General features: G+C 71.7%; 16 protein-coding genes. 5 read left to right on the top strand and 11 right to left on the bottom strand.

The window, feature by feature from the left end:
* Positions 1-207: 207 nt before the first annotated feature.
* Together ACX80W_RS11470 and ACX80W_RS11475 are read right to left on the bottom strand one after the other, a co-directional pair.
* A complete protein-coding gene (locus ACX80W_RS11470) occupies positions 208-1524 on the bottom strand; it encodes a class I SAM-dependent RNA methyltransferase (RefSeq protein ID WP_459283504.1) in 1317 nt (438 codons plus the stop codon).
* A 10-nt stretch (positions 1525-1534) separates the two neighbouring features.
* A complete protein-coding gene (locus ACX80W_RS11475; protein WP_459283356.1) occupies positions 1535-3505 on the bottom strand; it encodes an APC family permease in 1971 nt (656 codons plus the stop codon).
* Between the two features lie 205 nt (positions 3506-3710).
* On the opposite strand from ACX80W_RS11475, the gene ACX80W_RS11480 reads away from it, so the two are divergent.
* Positions 3711-4385, top strand: a complete 675-nt coding sequence (locus ACX80W_RS11480) for a potassium channel family protein (protein ID WP_459283358.1) — start codon at positions 3711-3713, stop codon at positions 4383-4385.
* Entirely contained in the window at positions 4382-5071 is a 690-nt protein-coding gene (locus ACX80W_RS11485) for a potassium channel family protein (RefSeq protein WP_459283360.1), read from the top strand. The genes ACX80W_RS11480 and ACX80W_RS11485 overlap by 4 nt, the downstream gene beginning before the upstream one ends.
* Here ACX80W_RS11485 and ACX80W_RS11490 read toward each other — a convergent pair.
* From ACX80W_RS11490 to dut, 4 genes are all read right to left on the bottom strand, one after another.
* Entirely contained in the window at positions 5056-5772 is a 717-nt protein-coding gene (locus tag ACX80W_RS11490; protein WP_459283362.1) for a DUF3159 domain-containing protein, read from the bottom strand. The genes ACX80W_RS11485 and ACX80W_RS11490 overlap by 16 nt on opposite strands.
* Positions 5773-6093 carry a hypothetical protein gene (locus tag ACX80W_RS11495; protein ID WP_459283364.1) on the bottom strand — a complete coding sequence of 107 codons (321 nt, stop codon included), beginning with the start codon at positions 6091-6093 and terminating at the stop codon, positions 5773-5775.
* Positions 6086-6838 carry a DUF3710 domain-containing protein gene (locus tag ACX80W_RS11500; protein WP_459283366.1) on the bottom strand — a complete coding sequence of 251 codons (753 nt, stop codon included), beginning with the start codon at positions 6836-6838 and terminating at the stop codon, positions 6086-6088. Before ACX80W_RS11500 ends, ACX80W_RS11495 begins: the two co-directional genes overlap by 8 nt.
* 79 nt (positions 6839-6917) lie before the next feature.
* Positions 6918-7412: a dUTP diphosphatase gene (dut, locus tag ACX80W_RS11505; RefSeq protein WP_459283367.1), complete on the bottom strand. Its 495-nt coding sequence runs from the start codon at positions 7410-7412 to the stop codon at positions 6918-6920.
* A gap of 269 nt (positions 7413-7681) precedes the next feature.
* Between dut and ACX80W_RS11510 the strand changes: the two genes are divergently transcribed.
* Positions 7682-8146: a DUF3093 domain-containing protein gene (locus ACX80W_RS11510; protein WP_459283369.1), complete on the top strand. Its 465-nt coding sequence runs from the start codon at positions 7682-7684 to the stop codon at positions 8144-8146.
* 6 nt (positions 8147-8152) lie between these two features.
* Here ACX80W_RS11510 and ACX80W_RS11515 read toward each other — a convergent pair whose 3' ends face one another.
* A complete protein-coding gene (locus ACX80W_RS11515; protein ID WP_459283370.1) occupies positions 8153-8452 on the bottom strand; it encodes a DUF4193 domain-containing protein in 300 nt (99 codons plus the stop codon).
* Positions 8453-8772: 320 nt separating this feature from the next.
* Between ACX80W_RS11515 and sepH the strand changes: the two genes are divergently transcribed.
* Positions 8773-10047, top strand: coding sequence for a septation protein SepH (gene sepH / locus ACX80W_RS11520; RefSeq protein ID WP_459283372.1), 1275 nt, complete (start codon positions 8773-8775; stop codon positions 10045-10047).
* A gap of 149 nt (positions 10048-10196) precedes the next feature.
* Here the strand turns inward: sepH and ACX80W_RS11525 are convergent, their stop codons facing one another.
* The 4 genes from ACX80W_RS11525 to ACX80W_RS11540 all read right to left on the bottom strand — a co-directional run bounded on the left by ACX80W_RS11525 (position 10197) and on the right by ACX80W_RS11540 (position 15612).
* Positions 10197-10907 (bottom strand): thymidine kinase, encoded by a 711-nt coding sequence (locus ACX80W_RS11525; RefSeq protein WP_459283374.1) that lies wholly within the window; start codon positions 10905-10907, stop codon positions 10197-10199.
* Positions 10900-12132 (bottom strand): alkaline phosphatase family protein, encoded by a 1233-nt coding sequence (locus tag ACX80W_RS11530; RefSeq protein ID WP_459283376.1) that lies wholly within the window; start codon positions 12130-12132, stop codon positions 10900-10902. The genes ACX80W_RS11525 and ACX80W_RS11530 overlap by 8 nt, the downstream gene beginning before the upstream one ends.
* A gap of 6 nt (positions 12133-12138) precedes the next feature.
* Positions 12139-12816: a DUF5998 family protein gene (locus ACX80W_RS11535; protein WP_459283378.1), complete on the bottom strand. Its 678-nt coding sequence runs from the start codon at positions 12814-12816 to the stop codon at positions 12139-12141.
* Between the two features lie 66 nt (positions 12817-12882).
* Entirely contained in the window at positions 12883-15612 is a 2730-nt protein-coding gene (locus ACX80W_RS11540; protein WP_459283380.1) for a bifunctional acetate--CoA ligase family protein/GNAT family N-acetyltransferase, read from the bottom strand.
* Between the two features lie 97 nt (positions 15613-15709).
* Between ACX80W_RS11540 and ACX80W_RS11545 the strand changes: the two genes are divergently transcribed.
* Positions 15710-18250 carry a DNA gyrase/topoisomerase IV subunit A gene (locus ACX80W_RS11545; RefSeq protein ID WP_459283383.1) on the top strand — a complete coding sequence of 847 codons (2541 nt, stop codon included), beginning with the start codon at positions 15710-15712 and terminating at the stop codon, positions 18248-18250.
* Positions 18251-18640: the final 390 nt, after the last annotated feature.

An 18640-nucleotide genomic window follows, 5' to 3' on the forward strand; every position in this document is an offset into this window, starting at 1 on the left:
CTCCAACAACACCTTCAGGCTGAACGGCAGCCGCTCAGACCCCTGAACCGCCCCCAACCGGAAAATCTCATACGAGGTCCCGGAAACCTCCAGGACGCCCCTCGAGCCAAAGCTGTTGGCAGTGCCCATGGCCGAGTCCTTCCACCGATGGAGTCCGGGGCGGGGTCCGCGCCCGGAACCGATGCCTCAGAGTCTAGCCGCGGCTCCTCAGGACGCACCCGCCGGCGGGGAAAGCAGCGCGAAGGATTCCATGTGGTGCGTGTTCGGGTACAGGTCGAAGACCCGCAGCGCATCGAGGGTCCAGCCCCGGGCCTGGAAGAGGCCGAGGTCGCGGGCGAAGGAGGCCGGGTCGCAGGAGACGTAGCCGACCCGCCGGGGGGCGGCGTCAATGATCTGGCCCACGACCTTCTTCCCGGCACCGGCCCGCGGCGGGTCGAGGAGGACCACGTCGAGCCGGCGGTCGTGGCCGTGCAGCACCCTGTCCACGCGGCCCTGCACGATGTTCACCTGGTCCTGGCCGTGGAGGTTCCGGCGGGCGTCCCGGCTCGTGCCGGCCGAGCCTTCGACCGAGAGCACCGAGCCGGTGGCGCCCACGGCGGCGGCGAGCGGCACGGTGAACAGCCCGGCGCCGGCGTAGAGGTCCGCGACGTGCTCGCCCTCGGCGACCTGCAGCCCCTCCAGCACCGCACCGGTCAGCACGCCGGGCCCCGAGCGGTGGATCTGCCAGAACCCCGCACCGGTGACCCGGTAGGGGTGCGGGCCCACCTGCTCCTGCAGCCAGGTCCGGCCCTTGATCCGGTGCAGGGCGCCCGTGTCGGGGTCCAGGACCGCCACGGAGGCCCCGGAGACCTGCGCCGCGATGGCCCCGGCCCGGCGGGCCGGCGTGCCCGGTGACGGGACCAGCAGCACGAGGGGGTCCCCGCCGCCGGAGCCGACGGCGACGTCGACGCGCTGCATGCCGCTGAAGTCAAGGCTCCACAACTGCAGGGCGGTCACGGCGTCGACCGCCAGCGGCATGGCCGAGACCGGGACGAGCGTGTCCGAGCGGTGCACGTGCATCGCGAGGCGCCCGTTCTGCGTCACGGCGAAGGCCACGCGGGTGCGCCAGCCGAGCCCGTCGGGGGCTTCCCCGGGGGCGGCCTCAACCTCCACCTCCCGCTCGGTGCGGGCGATCCGGGTGAGCTGCTCGGCGAAGATCTGCGCCTTGACGCGGCGCTGTTCCTCGAGCCGGATGTGGCCGAATTCCGCGCCGCCAACCGGCGCGGTGCCGTGCGCGGCGGCCGCGAGCGCGTCCGCCTGCGGCCATGGGTGGGCGACGCGGTGGGGTGAGGCCTCGAGGACCTCCACGGTGTCGCCGCGCCAGAAACTGGCGTCAGGGTCCTGCTCGGTGAGCCGGACCCGGACCCTCTCCCCCTGCAGGGCGTGGCGCACGAACACGACCCGCCCCTCGTGCCGGGCCACGGTGTGCCCGCCGTGGGCGGGGCGGTCGATGGTCAGGTCGACCGTCCGGGTTTCCATGGTCATTTCGTTCACTTCAGATCTTCGATTCCTGGTCGGTCCGGGCGGATGCCAGCTGCCACGGGACGCTGGCCACCATGACGCCGGGGACGAAGTGGAGGCGGGCCTTGATCCGCAGGGCTGTCTGGTTGTGCACGAGCTGCTCCCACCACCTGCCCACCACATACTCCGGGATGTACACCACGACCAGGTCGCGCGGGGAGTCCCTGCGGATGCTGGAGATGTAGTCGAGGATCGGGGTGATGGTGTCCCGGTACGGGGCGGCGAGGACGGTGATCGGGGCGGGCAGCTCAAGGCGTTCCCAGTCCTCCAGCGTACGCCGGGTCTGCTCCGGGTCCACATCCACGATGACGGCCTCAAGCCTCGAGGGCCGGGAGGCGCGGGCAAAGGCCAGCGCGCGGAGCACCGGCTTGCGCACGTGCGAGACCAGCAGGACAGCGTGGACCCGCGCCGGCAGGGCGCGCAGGTTGTCGGCGTCGTCGATCGCCAGCTCGGACGCGACGCCGTCGTAGTGGCTCTTGATGCTGCGCATGACCGCGAACAGCACCGCCATGGCGAGCACGGCGATCCACGCGCCGAATTCGAACTTGGTGACGAGGATCACGGCGAGGACGGCGGCGGTCAGCAGGAATCCGGCGGTGTTGATCGCGCGGGACTTGCGCATCCGCCACCGCTCCTGCCGGTCCACGGTGCTGCGCAGGTCGCGCGACCAGTGCCGGATCAGCCCGAGCTGGCTGGCGGTGAAGGAGACGAACACCCCGACGATGTAGAGCTGCACCAGCTGGGTGACGTCGGCGCGGAAGAGCATGATCAGGGCGGCCGCCCCCAGACCGAGGGCGAGGATGCCGTTGCTGAAGGTCAGCCGGTCCCCGCGGGTCCTGAGCTGGCGCGGCAGGTACCCGTCGCCGGCGAGCCGCGAGGCGAGGAGGGGGAAGCCGTTGAACGCGGCGTGGCCGGCCAGGAGGAGCACGAGGACCGTGGCGGCCACGACCAGGAAGAACGGAAGCGTCGCATCGTTGAAGACCACCGCGGCCAGCTGGCTGAGCACCGGGCTTTGGACGTAGTCCTCCCCGGCCGGCCGGCCGTCGATGAGCAGCTGGTTGGCGGGGTCGAGCACCACGTGGACCTTCGCGGCGTTGGCCAGGTAGATCACCCCGGCCATCATCAGCGACGCCACGGCCGCCAGGACCACCAGGGTGGTGGCCGCATTGCGTGCCCGGGGCGCCTCGAAGCTTGGCACATTGGCGGCCGGGGCCTCGATGCCGGTCAGGGCCGCCGCGCCGGCGGAGAACGCGCGCAGGATCAGCAGGGCGCCGCCCAGCCCCACCAGCCCGGCGTCGAACGCGGCGTCGGGCACGATGTCGAAGCCCGCGCTCGGGGCCTCGCGGAGGGTTCCGGAGGCGCTCTGGATCACGCCCACGGCGCACATGCCGAGGACCAGCGCGGTGAACAGGTAGGTGGGGATGCCGGTGAGGCGGGGCCCGCGCGTGACCCCGCGGAGGTTCAGCAGCACGAGTCCGGCCACCGCGGCGATGGCGATCCCGGTGCGCATCGGCGCGGCGGCCGGGGCAAGCTCGACCGCGTACTGGGCGGCCGCCGAGACGGACACGGCGACGGTCAGCACGTAGTCGACCATCAGCGCCGAGGCGACGACGGCGCCGGCCTGCCCACCGAAGTTCCGGCGGGCGATCTCGTAGTCTCCTCCACCGGTCGGGTAGGCGCGCAGGGCCTGGCGGTAGGAGGCGATGACCACGAGCAGGACGGCGATCACGGCAAGGCCCACCCAGGGGGCGAGCACCACCGCGGCCACGCCGGCGAGGGCAAGCGTCAGGATGATCTCGTCGGGCGCGTAGGCCACCGAGGACAGCGCGTTCGCTGAGAAGGCGGGCAGGGCCCACCGCAGGGGCAGGGTCTGGCGCCTGCGCATGTCACTGCGGAAAGGCTTGCCCACCAGCACCCGCTTGGCGGCCCCGAGAAAAGTCAGCACGGCCCCCAGACTAGCGCGTTTGCGCCCCCCGGAAGCCATTAGGCTGGAGACCTACGGCAGCGGGTGCTGCGGTCCGCGGCTCCTTCGGCCGCCGCCTAAGCACCGGCCGCCGAGCGCCTCCGGACGAGAACCGGACAACGACCGGAGCGAGCCGGTAACCAGCCCGGAAACCACCCGGGCGCAGCAGGAGACAGGGGTGCCCTCGATGGCTCATTTTGTGATCATGGGATGCGGCAGGGTGGGCGTCAGCCTGGCCCACACCCTCGACGAGTCCGGCCACAGCGTGGCCATCATCGACCAGGACGACCGTGCGTTCCGCCGCCTGCGGTCCTCCTTCGGCGGCCGGAAGGTCACCGGGGTCGGATTCGACCGGGACACCCTCAAGCACGCCGACATCGAAAACGCCTATGCCTTCGCGGCGGTCTCCAGCGGGGACAACTCGAACATCCTGGCCACCCGGGTGGCCCGGGAGACCTTCCACGTCCGCCACGTGGTGGCGAGGATCTACGATCCGGGGCGCGCCGAGATCTACCAGCGCCTGGGCATCCCCACGGTGGCCGCCGTGCGCTGGAGCGCCGATCAGGTGCTGCGGCGGATCCTGCCCGAACAGAGCATCGACGGGGACTTCCGGGAGACCTCCGGGCGGCTGATCCTCGGCGAACTGTCCCTGAACGACGCCTGGCTCGGCCGTCCGCTCAAGGACATCGAGGCCGTCAGCGGAGTGCGCATCGCCTACCTGACCCGGTTCGGTGAGGGCATGCTCCCCACGGACGAGACAAGCTACCAGCAGGGCGACATCGTGCACGCCATGATGGAGACCACCGCCACGGACGAGATAGGGCGGATCCTCGCAAGTCCCCCCAAGGAGAATGCCGAATGAGAGTTGTCATTGCCGGGGCAGGAAGCGTCGGGTCCTCGATCGCCCGCGAACTGCTGTCGAACAACCATGAGATCCTCCTGATCGATGAGAAGCCCGAGGTGATCGGACGCAGCGGGCTCAAGGGCGCCAAATGGCTCATCGGTGACGCCTGCGAGCTCACGACGCTCAAGGATGCCCGGCTGGACGAGGCCGACGTCGTCGTTTCCGCCACGGGCGACGACAAGGTCAACCTCGTGGTGTCGCTGCTGGCCAAGAGTGAGTTCGGTGTGGGCCGCACCGTGGGCCGGGTGAACAATCCGAAGAATGACTGGATGTTCGACGACTCGTGGGGCGTCGACGTGGCGGTGAACACCCCGCGGCTGATGACCGCCCTCGTGGAGGAGGCGGTGGAGATCGGCGACCTCGTGCGCCTGCTCACGCTGCAGACCGGGGTGTCCTCCATCCTGGAGTTCACCGTTCCGCAGGGCTCACCGCTGATCGGGCAGCCCCTGAGCTCGGTGGTGCTCCCGATGGACTGCGTGGTGGTGGCGATCCTGCGCGACGACGCGCCGATCACCCCCAGCCCCGACGACACGGTGGAGGAAGGCGATGAACTGTTCTTCCTCGCCTCGGTCGCGGTCGAGAACGAACTGCGCAGCGCCCTCACGGCGCGCAGCCGGCCGGAGGCGGATCAGGCCTCGGCCTGATCGTCCTGGGGCGCCGCGGGCCGGGACACCAGCCAGGCCAGCCACAGCCCCAGGGCGTACAGCGGCAGCCCCATCGCGACGCGCAGCGTCCCCAGCGCCGCGACATTGCCCATCAGGTACAGCGGCAGCTGCACGGCCAGGCGCAGGGCGAGCACTGAGATGATGATCCACGTCGCCAGCGAGTAGGCCCGCACGCGCAGGGGGTCCTTCCGCCATTCGGTGCCCTCGGACCGGATGAAGCCGAACAGGACGCCCGCGATCGGCCAGCGCACGGCGATGGAGAGGGCCATGGCGGCGATGTACGCGGCGTTGATGTAGAAGCCGGGCAGGAAGAAGTCTTCGGCGTTGCCGGTCCGCAGGGCGACGATGGCGCAGAACGCCACCCCGATGAGTCCCGAGAGCGCCTGGGTGAGCGGCCGGCGGGAGACGAGCCGGACCACCGAGAAGGCCGCGGCGGCGGCGAGGGCGGCAATCAGGGACACCATCAGGTCGCGGGTGATCGTGAACAGCACGGTGAAGACGAGCCCCGGCACGATGCTCTCGGAGAGTCCCTGCACCCCGCCCACGGAGGAGAGGACGTCGATACCGCCGTGTGCCGTGCGCCTGACCCCCGCCCGCGCCGCGTACTGGGACGCCAGGTCCTCCGGCCGCGGCCGGTCCTGGGCGTCGCCGTGCTGGTCCTGCTTGGGGTTCGGGTTCATTCAGGGCTCCTCCGGCCGTCCGATGATTTCATAGCGCGGGTTGTAAACGGTCAGCATGCCTTCGACCTGGCTCGCCATGCCCTCGAAGGCCAGTTCGACGCCAGCCTCGATGCCGCGCACTTCGCGCTGGCCCATCCACACGAGGCGGACCCGAGTCCCGGGCAGGGGCCCGGCGTCGACCCGGACGATGGCGGCAAACCGGGGCGCCGCGTTTTTCGGCTGGTAGGTGACGGAGTCGATCAGCCCGCGGCCGTGCAGCCGGCCGCGCCGCCCGCCGGACGGCCCGCGGCCCGGGAACCCGGGCCGGCCGGTGTCAGCCAATCTCGGTGATCTCGGGGCCGCGCTGCGGCGCGGTGAGCCCGGGCCGGCCCGGCGCGGCGGGGTTGGGGGTGGGCGAGGCGTCCTTGGGCAGGCGCAGCGGCAGCAGCTCGCGCGGGGGAAGCGGGTGGTCCCCGCGCACCACGACGACATTGCGGAACAGGCGCTCCACCGGCGCCGCCGCCTCTCCATTGAGGGCCGCCGGTCCGCCGAAGACGCCGCGCAGGAACCAGCGCGGTCCGTCCACGCCCACGAAGCGGGCCACGCGGACGCCGGCCGTACCGTCGGGCAGCGGGGCGGGCAGCTGGGCGATCAGCTCGGTGCCGAAGGTGCCCTCGCGTTCCTGCACCGTGCCGCCCTGGGATCCCACCGAAAGGCCGATCTGCTGCCGGATCTCATCCCAGACGCCCTCAGAGCGGGGCGCGGCGAAGGCCTGGAGCTGCAGGGTCGACCCACCGAGGTCGAGGGTCACGGCGATGACGCGCTTGGTGCGTTCCTCGACCTCGAGGCGCAGCTGGAGACCTTCGGCCGCACCGATCTTCAGCGCTCCGAGGTCGATGTATCCCTCGGTCGAATCCTTCTCGGCCGAGTCGAAGGGTCCGAGTTCACGGCGCTGTGCCTCGGCCGTCGCCTCGGCGGGCGCCGCCTCCCCGGCCTCGGGCCCGCCGGACTCCCCGGCGGCCTCGGCGCCCGAGGGCTCCGCCCGGCCGTCGTCCTGCTTCTTCTTCTTCAGGCGCCCAAAAACCATTTGTGGGTTCCTCTCCTCGATCGATCGACGTGGTGTTCGGTTCCGGCCGGATACGCGGCCGGTCTGCATGGTGGGCGGCTCAGCCGCCGGTGGCGGGATTGTGCGCCTCGGGAACCGGCGCGAAGCCGCCGGTCGAGCCGAAGCCGCCGGCACCCCGCACCGAATCCGGAAGCGCCGAAACCTGGACGAAGGATGCCTGCTCGACCCGCTGGATCACCAGCTGCGCCACCCGGTCCCCGCGGGCCAGGTGCACCGTCTCGGAACGGTCCGTGTTCAGCAGGATGACCTGGATCTCGCCGCGGTAGCCGGCGTCGATGGTGCCGGGGGCGTTGACGACCGACAACCCGTGCTTGGCCGCCAGGCCGGAGCGGGGGTGGACAAAGCCTGCGAACCCGGCCGGCAGGGCGATCGCCACGCCGGTGGGCACCAGCCGGCGCTCCCCCGGTGCGAGCGAGACATCGATGCGGCAGCGCAGGTCCGCGCCGGCGTCGCCCGGCCGGGCATAGGCGGGCGGTTCGAGGGCGTCGTCGAGCATCACGATCTGCACCTGCAGGTCCTGCTGCGGTTCTGGCACGGGCTTCTCCAACCTCTGGTGTGCACCGGTGCCGGCGGGGCCGGCAGCGGTGGGACGTTCGGTAATTCTGAACTGGTACTGCCTGGTGATGGCGGTGGTCTCGGGTGCGGTCCCGCGGGCGGGCTCCGCGGTGGGCAGGGGCGGGCCGCCCCGGGTGTTGCTCCTCCGCCTCCACTGCTGCCCCAGCACACCACTTTAGCGCCTCCGACGGGAGCCGCGGCCGAGGCGCCGGGATGAAACCCTTCGGCAAAAGGTGTAAGTGTTAGAGCATGTCGAAAGCCGCAGAAGGGTCCGTGCAGGACACTGTCATCTATTCCGAGCGGCTGTGGCCCTCACCGTGGATCTGGCTGCTGGTGGTGGGCGCCGCCGGGGCGTCGATCGTGACCTTTGCCCCCATCGATGTGACCGTCGGATTCGCGGCGGCAGGGGTGGTCGCGGTGGTCCTGGCAACCCTGCTCATCCTCTCCACCCCCCGGATCGTGGTGACGCCCTCCACCCTGACCGTGGGAAGGGCGACGATCGAGCGCCGCTACCTGGGCGCCGTGTCCATCCACACCGGTGCGGAGGCCACCGACCAGCGCGGGCCCGCCCTGAACGGCCTTGCCTACCTGTGCATCCGGGGATGGATCTCCCCCGTGGTGCGGATCGAGATCACCGATCCTGAGGACCGCACCCCGTACTGGCTCACCTCGACCCGCAGGCCCACGCAGCTCGCCGCGGCCCTCGAGAGCTGAACCGGCTCAGCCTTCGCAGTCGGTGCAGAACCGCAGGCCGTCCTTCTCGCGCGCGACCTGGGAGCGGTGGCGGACCAGGAAGCACGAGGAACAGGTGAATTCGTCGGCCTGCGCCGGCAGGATCTGCACGGTCAGCTCCTCGGCCGAAAGGTCGGCGCCGGGAAGCTCGAAGGAATCCGCCGCCTCGGTCTCGTCCTCGTCGACCACCGGGGACTGCACGGCGGCGGTCTTGGTCCGAAGTTCCGCGAGGGGCCCGGCGGCGGTCTCTTCATCGGTGGTGCTCGACGCGTCGTAGTCGGTCGCCATAGTCGTTTCTTCACGCTCCGGTCGTAGGGCAGCAGCTGGACCCGCCGGTGGTACCGGGCCCGGCATGCGGGATATTTCCAAGTGCATTCTGCCTCATCGGGGCGGGCCGGCAGCCGCTTCGGCGGCCCGGCCGTGTCGGCCCGGGTGGCCCGCCGGGGCGCCGGTGCCCGCAGCCGCGGCGGGCTCCGGGTGCTCCGCGTCCTGCGCACCCGGTCCGCGGCCCTGCCCCAAAGAACGCGCCACACCCGAGGGTGTAGTAGGAATGAGGGTCATTCAATGGCAGAGTTTCGACTAGTAATTACTGTCGGCTGGAGGATTTAATGCAGGAGCTGCGCCTGGTTGGTGTGGATGGCGATCATCTGCTGTTAAGCGGCGACGGAGGAGCGACGTTTCGTCTGCCGATCGACGAAGCCCTGAGAGCGGCCGCCTCCCGGCAGTCGACGCGGGTCGCGCCTGCCGCTCCGCCCACCCCGCCCGGCCGGACCGGCCCCTCGATCCACCTGACCCCGCGGGACATCCAGGCGAGGATCCGCAGCGGCGCCACGGCGCAGGGAATCGCCGAGGAATCCGGACTCGACCTCGCCCACGTCCTGCGCTACGAGGGCCCGGTACGCGCCGAGCGCGACTACATGGCCTACCTGGCCCAGCGCGTCGAGGTGGCCGCGCCGCTGCCCTCCCACGACGGCTACCGCTCCGCCTTCGGCGAGAATGCGGCCCAGCTCGGGGAGATGGTCGCGTTCCGGCTCGAGGCGTACGGAGTCGACGCCGCGAACATCGAATGGGATTCCTGGCGGCGCACCGACGGCGCCTGGAACGTCGTCGCCCGGTTCACCCTCCCGGAGAGTTCGGCGGTGAACGTCGGTGAGGAACCTCCCGCACAGTGGACCTTCAACCCCTCCCGCAAGACCGTCGTGAACGCGAACCGGTGGGCGCAGCTGCTCAGCGAACTCGAACCGCTTGACGGTCCGCTCCCCAACCGCCGGCTCAGCGCCGTCGCGGACCGGGTGTTCGACTTCGAGGCCGAAAAGGCCGAGGAGCCCCCGGCCGAATCGAACGACGACTCCGACGGCCTGCTCGATGTGCTGCGCTCGCGTCGCGGACAGCGGCTCGGCGCCGACGAGGAGAGCGATGACTCCCTCGCCGAGCTGCTGGCCAAGGGCAGCATCCCCGCGGCCCACCCCCGCGACGGCTTCGAGCCTGAGGAGGGCTCGCTCCCACCGGGGCTGAGCCTGGCTCCCCCGCTGGCCGAGGACGGCGAGGACCATTCGGCCACCCATCACGCCGACGGCTCGCCCCGGCTCTACCACGGCGTGAGCACCGAGACCCGTGAGATCAGCATCTTCGCGGTGCCGGTCCGTTCCGACAACGAGCGCAGCGCCCCCGATGCCGCCGCACGCGGCCGGGAGTCCGGCGACGGCGCAGGGGCCCGGGAGACAGGCTCCGAGCAGCACCGCGGGCAGTCCGGCGACCGCGGCAGGGACGCCGGCGGCGAGGCTCCGGCCAAGGCGGAGGAACCGGCGGACCGGCGGATCAAGCCCAAGCGCTCCAGCGTCCCAAGCTGGGACCAGATCGTCTTCGGCACCAAGGGCGACTGACCCGCGGGCGCAGCCCGCCCGAGCCTCCCCACAGTCTTCCCCGCGGCGCTGCCTGCCCATACCGGCGCCTGAATCCGCCCGGTGTCCCGGAGGGCATCCGCGGTGCCCGGACGGCGGCGCGGCCGGAACGCGGGGCCCGGCGCGGCCGGCTAGAGCCGTGCCGGTTCCGACTCCGGGGCCGGTTCGAAGGGCAGCGGCAGCTCGTTGCCGACCAGCGCGTTCGAGGCCCGCGACGTCTGCCGGCGCATGTGGTGCCTGCGGCACAGGGTCTCATACTCGGTGACCGGCTCGGACCGGGGAGGTGTCCCGGCGTCGCCGGGGTCCGCCGGCGCTTCGACATCCCCGACGACCATCTGGTCCCCCTCGACCGCCATCACGCCGTTGACGATGCGGGCGTTGTGGGTGGCGCGCCTGCCGCACCAGCACAGGGCCTCGACCTGCAGCACCTGGATGCGGTCCGCCAGCTCCACGAGGCGCTGGGAGCCCGGGAACAGCCGGGTGCGGAAATCGGAGGTGATGCCAAAGGCGAAGACGTCGATGTCCATGTCGTCGGCGATGCGCGCCAGCTGGTCGATCTGCCCGGCGGTGTAGAACTGCGCTTCGTCGCAGATGAGGTAGTCCACCCGCGCCCCCTGCGTCAGCCGGCCGGTCACCTCGCTCCAGAAATCCGTTTCGGGGTGCACCTCGACCGCGCGGGTCCGAAGCCCCAGGCGGCTCGAGATCATCGACTCACCGGCCCGGTCATGGCAGCTGAACAGCACGCCCTTCCGGCCGCGGGCGCGGTGGTTGTGCTCCATCTGCAGGGCAAGGGTCGACTTGCCGGAGTCCATCGTTCCGCAGAAAAACAGAAGTTCAGCCATGGTTCGGCCTTTCGGGGGTGGTCTTCGTCCCGCGCCCGGCGGGACCCTTTCGTGCGGTTTCCGGCCGGCGCAGCGTCAGCAGCGGCACCTCGCGCTCGGCCCGCGTCATCGACCCGTGCTGGCCGATGACCTCGAGGGCGGAGGCTGGGGTCCGCCGGGTGTCGAAGAGGGCGATCGGACCGCGGGCGGCCACCAGCAGGTCACCGATCCGCGGCAGCACCGAGGGGTCGACGGCGGCGCCGAACAGGCCCGCCTCCACCGCCTCCCGGCGGGTCAGGATCCAGGCCTGCCGCCCGAAGGCCTCCTGCCAGGCCGCCCGCAGCCGCTCTCCGCCGGCGGCGTCGAGCCCCGGCTCGAAGTACAGGTGGACCATCCGCGGCTCGCCGGCGGTGTGCGCCACGCCGTCCACCAGGGCCGGCTGCGCCGAGTAGTCGAAGCGCTGGCCCTCGGCGACGTCGACCATCCCGTGGTCGGCGGTCAGCAACAGCAGCGTGTCCGCCGGCACCCTGCGGGCCAGGGATTTCATCGCCGAGTCGAGGTCCTCCAGCCGGTCCGTCCAGTCGGTGGAGGCGCTGCCGTGGCGGTGGCCGGCCTTGTCCAGGTCGTTGAGGTAGAAGTACATGAGCATCGCCTCGGCTCCGGAGAGCTGCTCGGAGGCGGTGCGGACCCGTGCCTGCAGCGTGCCCGCCCCGGCGAAACTTCCCCCGCGCAGCGCCGCGCGCGTCATGGGCGAGTCGGCGAAGCGGGGCTGGCTGACGGTGACCACCGGGAGTTCGCGGGCCGCCCGTTCGAACACCGTGGGATGGGGCTGCCAGGCGAGCGGGTCGACGCCGCCGTCCCAGTTGCCGAGCATGTTCACCACCTTGCCCTGCGCCGGGTCGAGCACGTCGTACCCGACCATGCCGTGCCTCCCCGGTGGCAGGCCGGTTCCCAGGCTGGCCAGGGACGCCGCCGTGGTGGAGGGGAACGCCGACCCCAGGGTGCGGGCCCTGTCGAGGTGGGTGCGCAGGAACGGGGCGTGGCCGCCGCGCTGCTTCAGCAGGGACAGACCCAGCCCGTCGACCATCACCACGCAGACGCGCCGTGCCGCGGGGAGGCCGAGGGCGTTGCCGAATCCGTCGAGTCCAAGGGCCGCGGCGGCACTCGTCAGGACCTCCCCGACGGTGCCGGTGCCGTAGGCGGGGGGCGCCGGGAGGGGCTCGAGATGGGTGGAAAGGTCCGTCACGGCCCGCTACCGCCCGTGGGGGGCCCGGGTGAACCGTCCGGCGAAGCCGGGCTGGCGGCGTCCGGGCCGGTCGGAGGTCAGGACGGCGCCGCCTCCGACGGGGCTGGCCGTGTTCACCTTGCGCAGGGCGCGCGCGAAGGACTTGGCGTTCTGGACCGCCTGCACGCCATCGGCCTCGGCGCTGACGCGCAGCACGATGTCCTCCTGGGCGATGGTGCCGGTGTAGCCGTGGTCGGCGTCGCACTGCGGATCGCCGCAGGAGGCCGGGCCCATGTCGAGGCGCTGCCCGCCGGACCAGGCGATGGCCAGGGTCATCTCGCGTGCGGGGTCGGAGGGCTTGTAGTCCTGGGGCTGGGCGTAGAGGTAGCTCAGGACCACGGAGCGGATCTGACTGACGGGAACGGACTCGGTGGAGATCTGGGCGGTGACCTGCTCGCCGGCGTCGTCAAGCTGCTGGTCGTCGACGTGGGTGATGACCAGCATGTCCTCGGTGAGGACCAGGACGGTGATGTGGCGGTGCACCTCGGTGCGCTCGAAGTGGGTCTCCAGGTGCACAACGTGGGAGAGCGGCTCGCGGCCGTCGAGCGCATCGTGGACCACATCGGCGACCAGCCGTGGATAGAATCCTGCGCGCTCAAGGGAGGAATCGAGGTCACGACGCTGCGGGGAGAGCGAAAGGGTCATGCTCCCAGTTTCCCCTACCCGCGTCCGCTCTGCCTAACCGCCTCGGGGAGGCGCGGACGGGGCGGGTCAGTCGCGCATGGCCCGGCGGGCGCTGTCCGTGCGCTGCCGCGGGTTGCCGACATCGATCGTCGCGCTGAGGATCGCCAGGCCCGAGGTGGCCACCAGGACGGGGTTGAATTCAAGCAGGGCGATCTCGGGGTGGCGGTCCTTCAGGAGGGCCACCCGCGCCACGAGGTCCTCGACGGCGGCGATGTCGGCCGGCGGCAGGCCCTGATAGCCGAACAGCTTCCGCGAGGCCCGCGGCGCACGCACCAGGTCGGCGACATCGACGCTGGTCAGGGGTGGAACGCTGTGGCCCCAGTCGTCGAGCAGGTTGACGGCGTCGCCGGCGAGGCCGAAGGACAGCACCGGGCCCAGGAGGGGGTCCTCGATGGCCCGCAGGACGCAGGCCTGCCCGGCCGGCGCCATCGGCTGCACCTCCATGCCGAAGCTGCCGAACGGTGCGAGGGCCTTCTCCATTGAGAGGATATTGGCCCGCAGCGCCTTAGCGTCCGCGATGTCGAGGCGCACCCCGCCGAGGTCCAGCCGGTGCCGCAGGTGTTCCTCGGTGGTCTTCAGCGCCACCGGCCAGCCGAGCCGGTCGGCGGCCTTCACCGCGTCGTCGGCGGAGTCGAACCCGGCCGAGGGCAGCACGCCGATCCCGTAGTGGCCCAGGATGGCGGCGGTCTCCTCGGCGCTCAGGCGCGTCAGGCCGACGCCGCTGACCCGGCCGAGGATCTCCTCGAGCTGCGCGGCGGCCGCGTCGTCGTCCGTGCCGGGGATGTCCGTGAACTCCCCGTGGTCCCGTGCGCGCCAGCGGGTGTAGGCGACGACGGCGCCCAGGGCCGCCACCGCCGCTCCGGGGCTCGCGAAGGCCGGCAGCGCGCGCTGCAGTCCGGCCCCCGGCCTGGCCCCGTCCGCCGCGGGAGCCCCACCCGGCGCCGGGGCGGCCTCCACCAGGCCGTCGAGCTGCCGGCGCGGGTCGAGCACGCCCGTGAAGGAGGCCACCACGGGCTTGCCGGCGGCCTCCCCGCACGCCTGCAGCGTGTTGGCGAGGGTTTCGGCGGGCAGGCCCTGGGCCGGGAGGGTGGTGACGATCGCCGCATGCACGTCCTCCCGCGCGAGGGCCCCGGCCACCGCGGCCTCGAGGGCCGGCAGGGCGACCGACTGGCCCGCGTCGAGGTCGAGGTCGGCCACGACGGCGGCCACCGTCATCCCCTGGGCGGCCACGGCGTCGGCGAGCACCTTCCCCAGGGCGGCGGAGTTGGAGAAGACGGCGACGCCGGGCCCGGCCGGCAGCGGCTGGGATGCGACGATCGAGGCCACGTCCATGAGCTGCTCGGTGGTCTCCACCCGGATGACCCCGGACTGGCGCAGCATCGCGTCGAGGGCGGCCGGCGGGGCCTGGCTGGTGCGCACGGCGTGCCCCGGCGGCAGCTGCAGGCCCGTTCCGGGCGACTTGGCGACGATCACCGGCTTGGTCTTCGCCAGGCGCCGGGCGATGCGGGAGAACTTGCGCGGATTGCCGATCGTCTCGAGGTAGAGCGCCACCGCCGACGTGTCGGCGTCGTCCTCCCAGTACTGCATGGCGTCGTTGCCTGAGACGTCGGCCCGGTTTCCGGCGGAGATGACCGAGGACACCCCGAGCCCGCGGCGGGCGGCGGCCGAGTACAGCAGGACCCCGAGCCCGGCGGACTGGCTGAACAGGGCAAGGCTCCCCCGCCGCGGCAGGTCCGGCGCCATCGAGGCGTTCAGGCGGACCGCCGGGTCGGTGTTGACGATGCCCAGCGAGGCCGGGCCCACCACCCGCATGCCCTGCGCCCGCGCCCGCGCCACCAGGGCGCGCTGCCGGGCGAGGCCCTCCGCGCCGTCCTCGGCGTAGCCCGAGGTGGCCACCAGCAGGCCGCGCACTCCGGCGGCGGCGCACTCGTCGACCACCGCATCCACCGTCCCGTACGGCACGGCGATGACGGCGAGTTCGACCGGGCCGGGGACCTCACGCACCGAGGCGTAGGAGATCCTGCCGCCCAGTTCGAAGGCCTCCGGGTTCACCGCGTACACGGTGCCGGTGAAGCCGCCCTCGGTGATGTGCTCGAGCAGGGCGTAGCCGATGGAGCCCCAGCGGCGGCTCGCGCCGATCACGGCGACCGAGGAGGGGGTCATCAGCCCCGCCACGCTGCGCGCCTCGGCCCGGTGCTCCCGGGCCTCCATGACCGCCCGCGACTTCCGGGTGGCGTCGATGTCGAAGCGGAGCATGACGACGCCGTCGTCGAAGTGGCGCTCGACCTCGTAGCCAGCCTCCGCGAAGACGGTGATCATCTTGCGGTTCTCCGGAAGGACCTCGGCGGAGAAGCGCCGGATGCCGTTCTCCCGGGCGGCGGCGGCGAGGTGTTCGAGCAGGATCGAGCCCACGCCGCGGCCCTGGTAGGAGTCCGAGACGTTGAAGGCGACCTCCGCCTCCGTGGGGTCGTCCATCCGGTCGTAGCGGCCGATCCCGATGATGTCGGCGCCGCGGGTGATGACGAAGGCCACCCGGTCGTGGTGATCGACCTCCGTGAAGCGCTTGAGCTCCTTGGCGCTGAGCGTGGCCTTGTAGGTGAAGAACCTCAGGTAGATCGAGTTCTGCGACTGGCGCCCGTGGAAGGCCGCGACGGCGTCCGCATCCGAGGGCGCGATGGGCCTCAGGTGCCCGGTCCCGCCGTCGCGCAGCACGACATCGGCCTCCCAATATTCGGGGTAATGTCCGTCGGCCACCATAGACTCAGCGTAGTGGGCAACGTCCGCGCGCGTCAGCAGCGTGTCCGGGCCCGCGTCCGAACCGCCCCCAGATCCAAGTTGAGGAACCCCCACCGCTATGGCCAGGCGCCAAAAAACAGCTCCGCCCGACGACTTCACCGAGAACATCATCGACATCGACGTCGAGTCCGAGATGCAGGACTCGTTCCTCGAGTACGCCTATTCGGTGATCTACTCGCGCGCGCTCCCCGACGCCCGCGACGGGCTGAAGCCGGTGCAGCGGCGCATCCTGTACATGATGACCGACATGGGCCTGCGCCCGGACCGCGGCCACGTGAAGTCCGCGCGCGTCGTCGGCGAGGTCATGGGCAAGCTCCACCCGCACGGCGACGCCGCGATCTACGACGCGATGGTCCGGATGGCCCAGGACTTCTCGCTGCGCCTTCCCCTGATCGACGGCCACGGCAACTTCGGCTCCCTCGACGACGGCCCCGCCGCCCCCCGGTACACCGAGGCCCGGCTGGCCGCACCGGCACTGAGCCTGACGGACCACCTCGACGAGGACGTCGTCGACTTCGTGCCGAACTACGACAACCAGCTGATGCAGCCGGAGGTCCTTCCCGCGGCGTTCCCGAACCTGCTCGTCAACGGCGCCAGCGGCATCGCCGTCGGCATGGCCACCAACATGGCCCCGCACAACCTGGGCGAGGTCATCGCCGCCGCCCGCCACCTCATCGCCCACCCCGACGCCGGGCTCGAGGACCTCATGCGCTTCATCCCCGGGCCCGACCTGCCCAGCGGCGGCAAGATCGTGGGCCTCTCGGGGGTCCGCGACGCGTACGCCACCGGGCGCGGGTCGTTCAAGACCCGGGCGAAGGTGGAGATCGAACAGCTCTCGGCCCGCCGCACCGGCCTCGTGGTCACCGAACTCCCCTACACCGTGGGCCCGGAAAAGGTCATCGAGCGGATCAAGGACGCCGTGACGTCCAAGAAGCTCCAGGGCATCTCCGACATCGTCGACCTGACCGACCGGATGCACGGGCTGCGCCTCGTGATCGAGCTGAAGAACGGCTTCAACCCCAACGCCGTCCTGGCCCAGCTCTACCGGCACACCCCGATGGAGGATTCGTTCGGGATCAACAATGTGGCCCTCGTCGACGGCCAGCCCCGCACCCTGGGGCTGCTCGAACTGCTCTCCGTGTACGTCGACCACCGGATCCTCGTCGTCCGCCGGCGCACCGCCTACCGGCTGGCCCGGAAGAAGGACCGCCTGCACCTGGTGGAGGGCCTGCTGATCGCCATCGTCGACATCGACGAGGTCATCCAGATCATCCGGTCCTCCGACGAGGCCGCCGCCGCCCGCGAGCGCCTGATGTCGATCTACGACCTCTCGGAGGTCCAGGCGAACCACATCCTCGAGCTGCGGCTGCGCCAGCTCACCAAGTACTCCCGCATCGAACTCGAGAAGGAACAGGACCAGCTGCGCCGCGACATCGAGGAGCTCGAGCGGATCCTGGGCTCCGAGGAGGTGCTGCGCACCCTCGTCTCGGACGAGCTCGGCGCGATCTCGGAGAAGTTCGCCACGCCCCGCCGCACCGTGCTGCTGGAGTCGGAGGCGGCCGCCCCCCTGAAGGGCTCGGTCCTGCCGGACACCGCAGGCAAGGGTGCCAAGGCGGTGCTGCCGCTGGAGATTTCCGATGACCCGTGCTGGGCGGTGCTGTCCGCCTCCGGCCAGATCGCCCGGACCGCCGACCGGGAGCCGCTGGCGGACGGCCAGCGGATCAAGCACGATGCCTTCCGCTCCATCGTGCCCACCACGGCGCGGGCCGAGATCGCGGCGGTGACCTCCAGCGGACGCATGATCCGCCTGCAGGTCATGGACATGCCTGCCCTTCCCCCCAGCGCCGGCGTGCCCAACCTTACCGGCGGCGTGCCCGCGAAGGAGTTCATCACCCTGGAGCGCGGGGAGACCCTCGTCGGACTGGCGCCGCTGAACACCGTGCTGGCCCTTGGCACGGCGCAGGGTGTCGTGAAGCGGGTGACCCCGGAGTACCCGCTGAACCGGGACGACTGGGAGATCATCGCCCTGAAGCCGAAGGACTCGGTGGTGGGCGTAGCCCCCGCCGGCGACGACGACTCCCTTGTCTTCATCACCCGGCAGGCCCAGCTGCTGCGCTTCGCGGGCTCCGCGGTGCGCCCGCAGGGCAGGACCGCCGGAGGGATGAGCGGCATCAAGCTCGCCGCGGGTGACTCGGTGCTGTCCTTCAGCGTGGTCGCCGCAGGGGACCCGGCCGCCGTCGTCGTCACCGTGGCGACCTCCAGCGGCGCCCTCCCCGGCACTTCCCCCGGCTCGGTCAAGGTGACCGACTTCGCCGAGTACCCAGCCAAGGGCCGGGCCACCGGCGGGGTGCGGGCCCACCGCTTCCTCAGCGGGGAGGACGGCCTGGCGCTGGCGTGGGCCGGGCACGGACCGGCGAAGGCGGCCTCCTCCACGGGTGTTGCGCGGGCGCTGCCGACCGAGCACGGCCGCCGTGATGGGTCGGGGATCGCCCTGACCCAGCAGATCGACGTCGTCGGTCCGGCCCTGTCCTGGCCGGCGGCGGAGGACGGCGGGCCGGCGGAGGACGCGGCCGCTCCGGCGGAGCCCGGCGTCCCCTAGCAGTGCGGACGCACCGCAAAGCGACCGACGTGCCTGAACGCGCCCAGCGGGCCCGAAAGCGACGAGCGCACCCGGATTATCGGGTGCGTTCGTCGTTTCCGGGTGCCCCTGTCGCTTTTGGGTGCGCGGACCGCTTCCGTTTCCGGGCGGCCCTGTCGTTTCCGGGTGCGCGGACCGCGTCCGGGTGCTGTGCCCCCACCGGCCTCTCGGTGCCACGGAGAATGCACCTGCCTACGGCGGGCGGACCAAAATGCGACGAGGACCCCCGAATGCGACGAGCGAACCGGAAATATCGGGTCCGCCCGTCGTTTCCGGGTGCGCTCGTCGTTTTCAGGTGGGCCCGTCGTTTTCGGGCGGGGCGCTAACGGGCGCGGCCCCTGTCACGCCGGC

Source organism: Arthrobacter melezitosi (assembly GCF_054511055.1).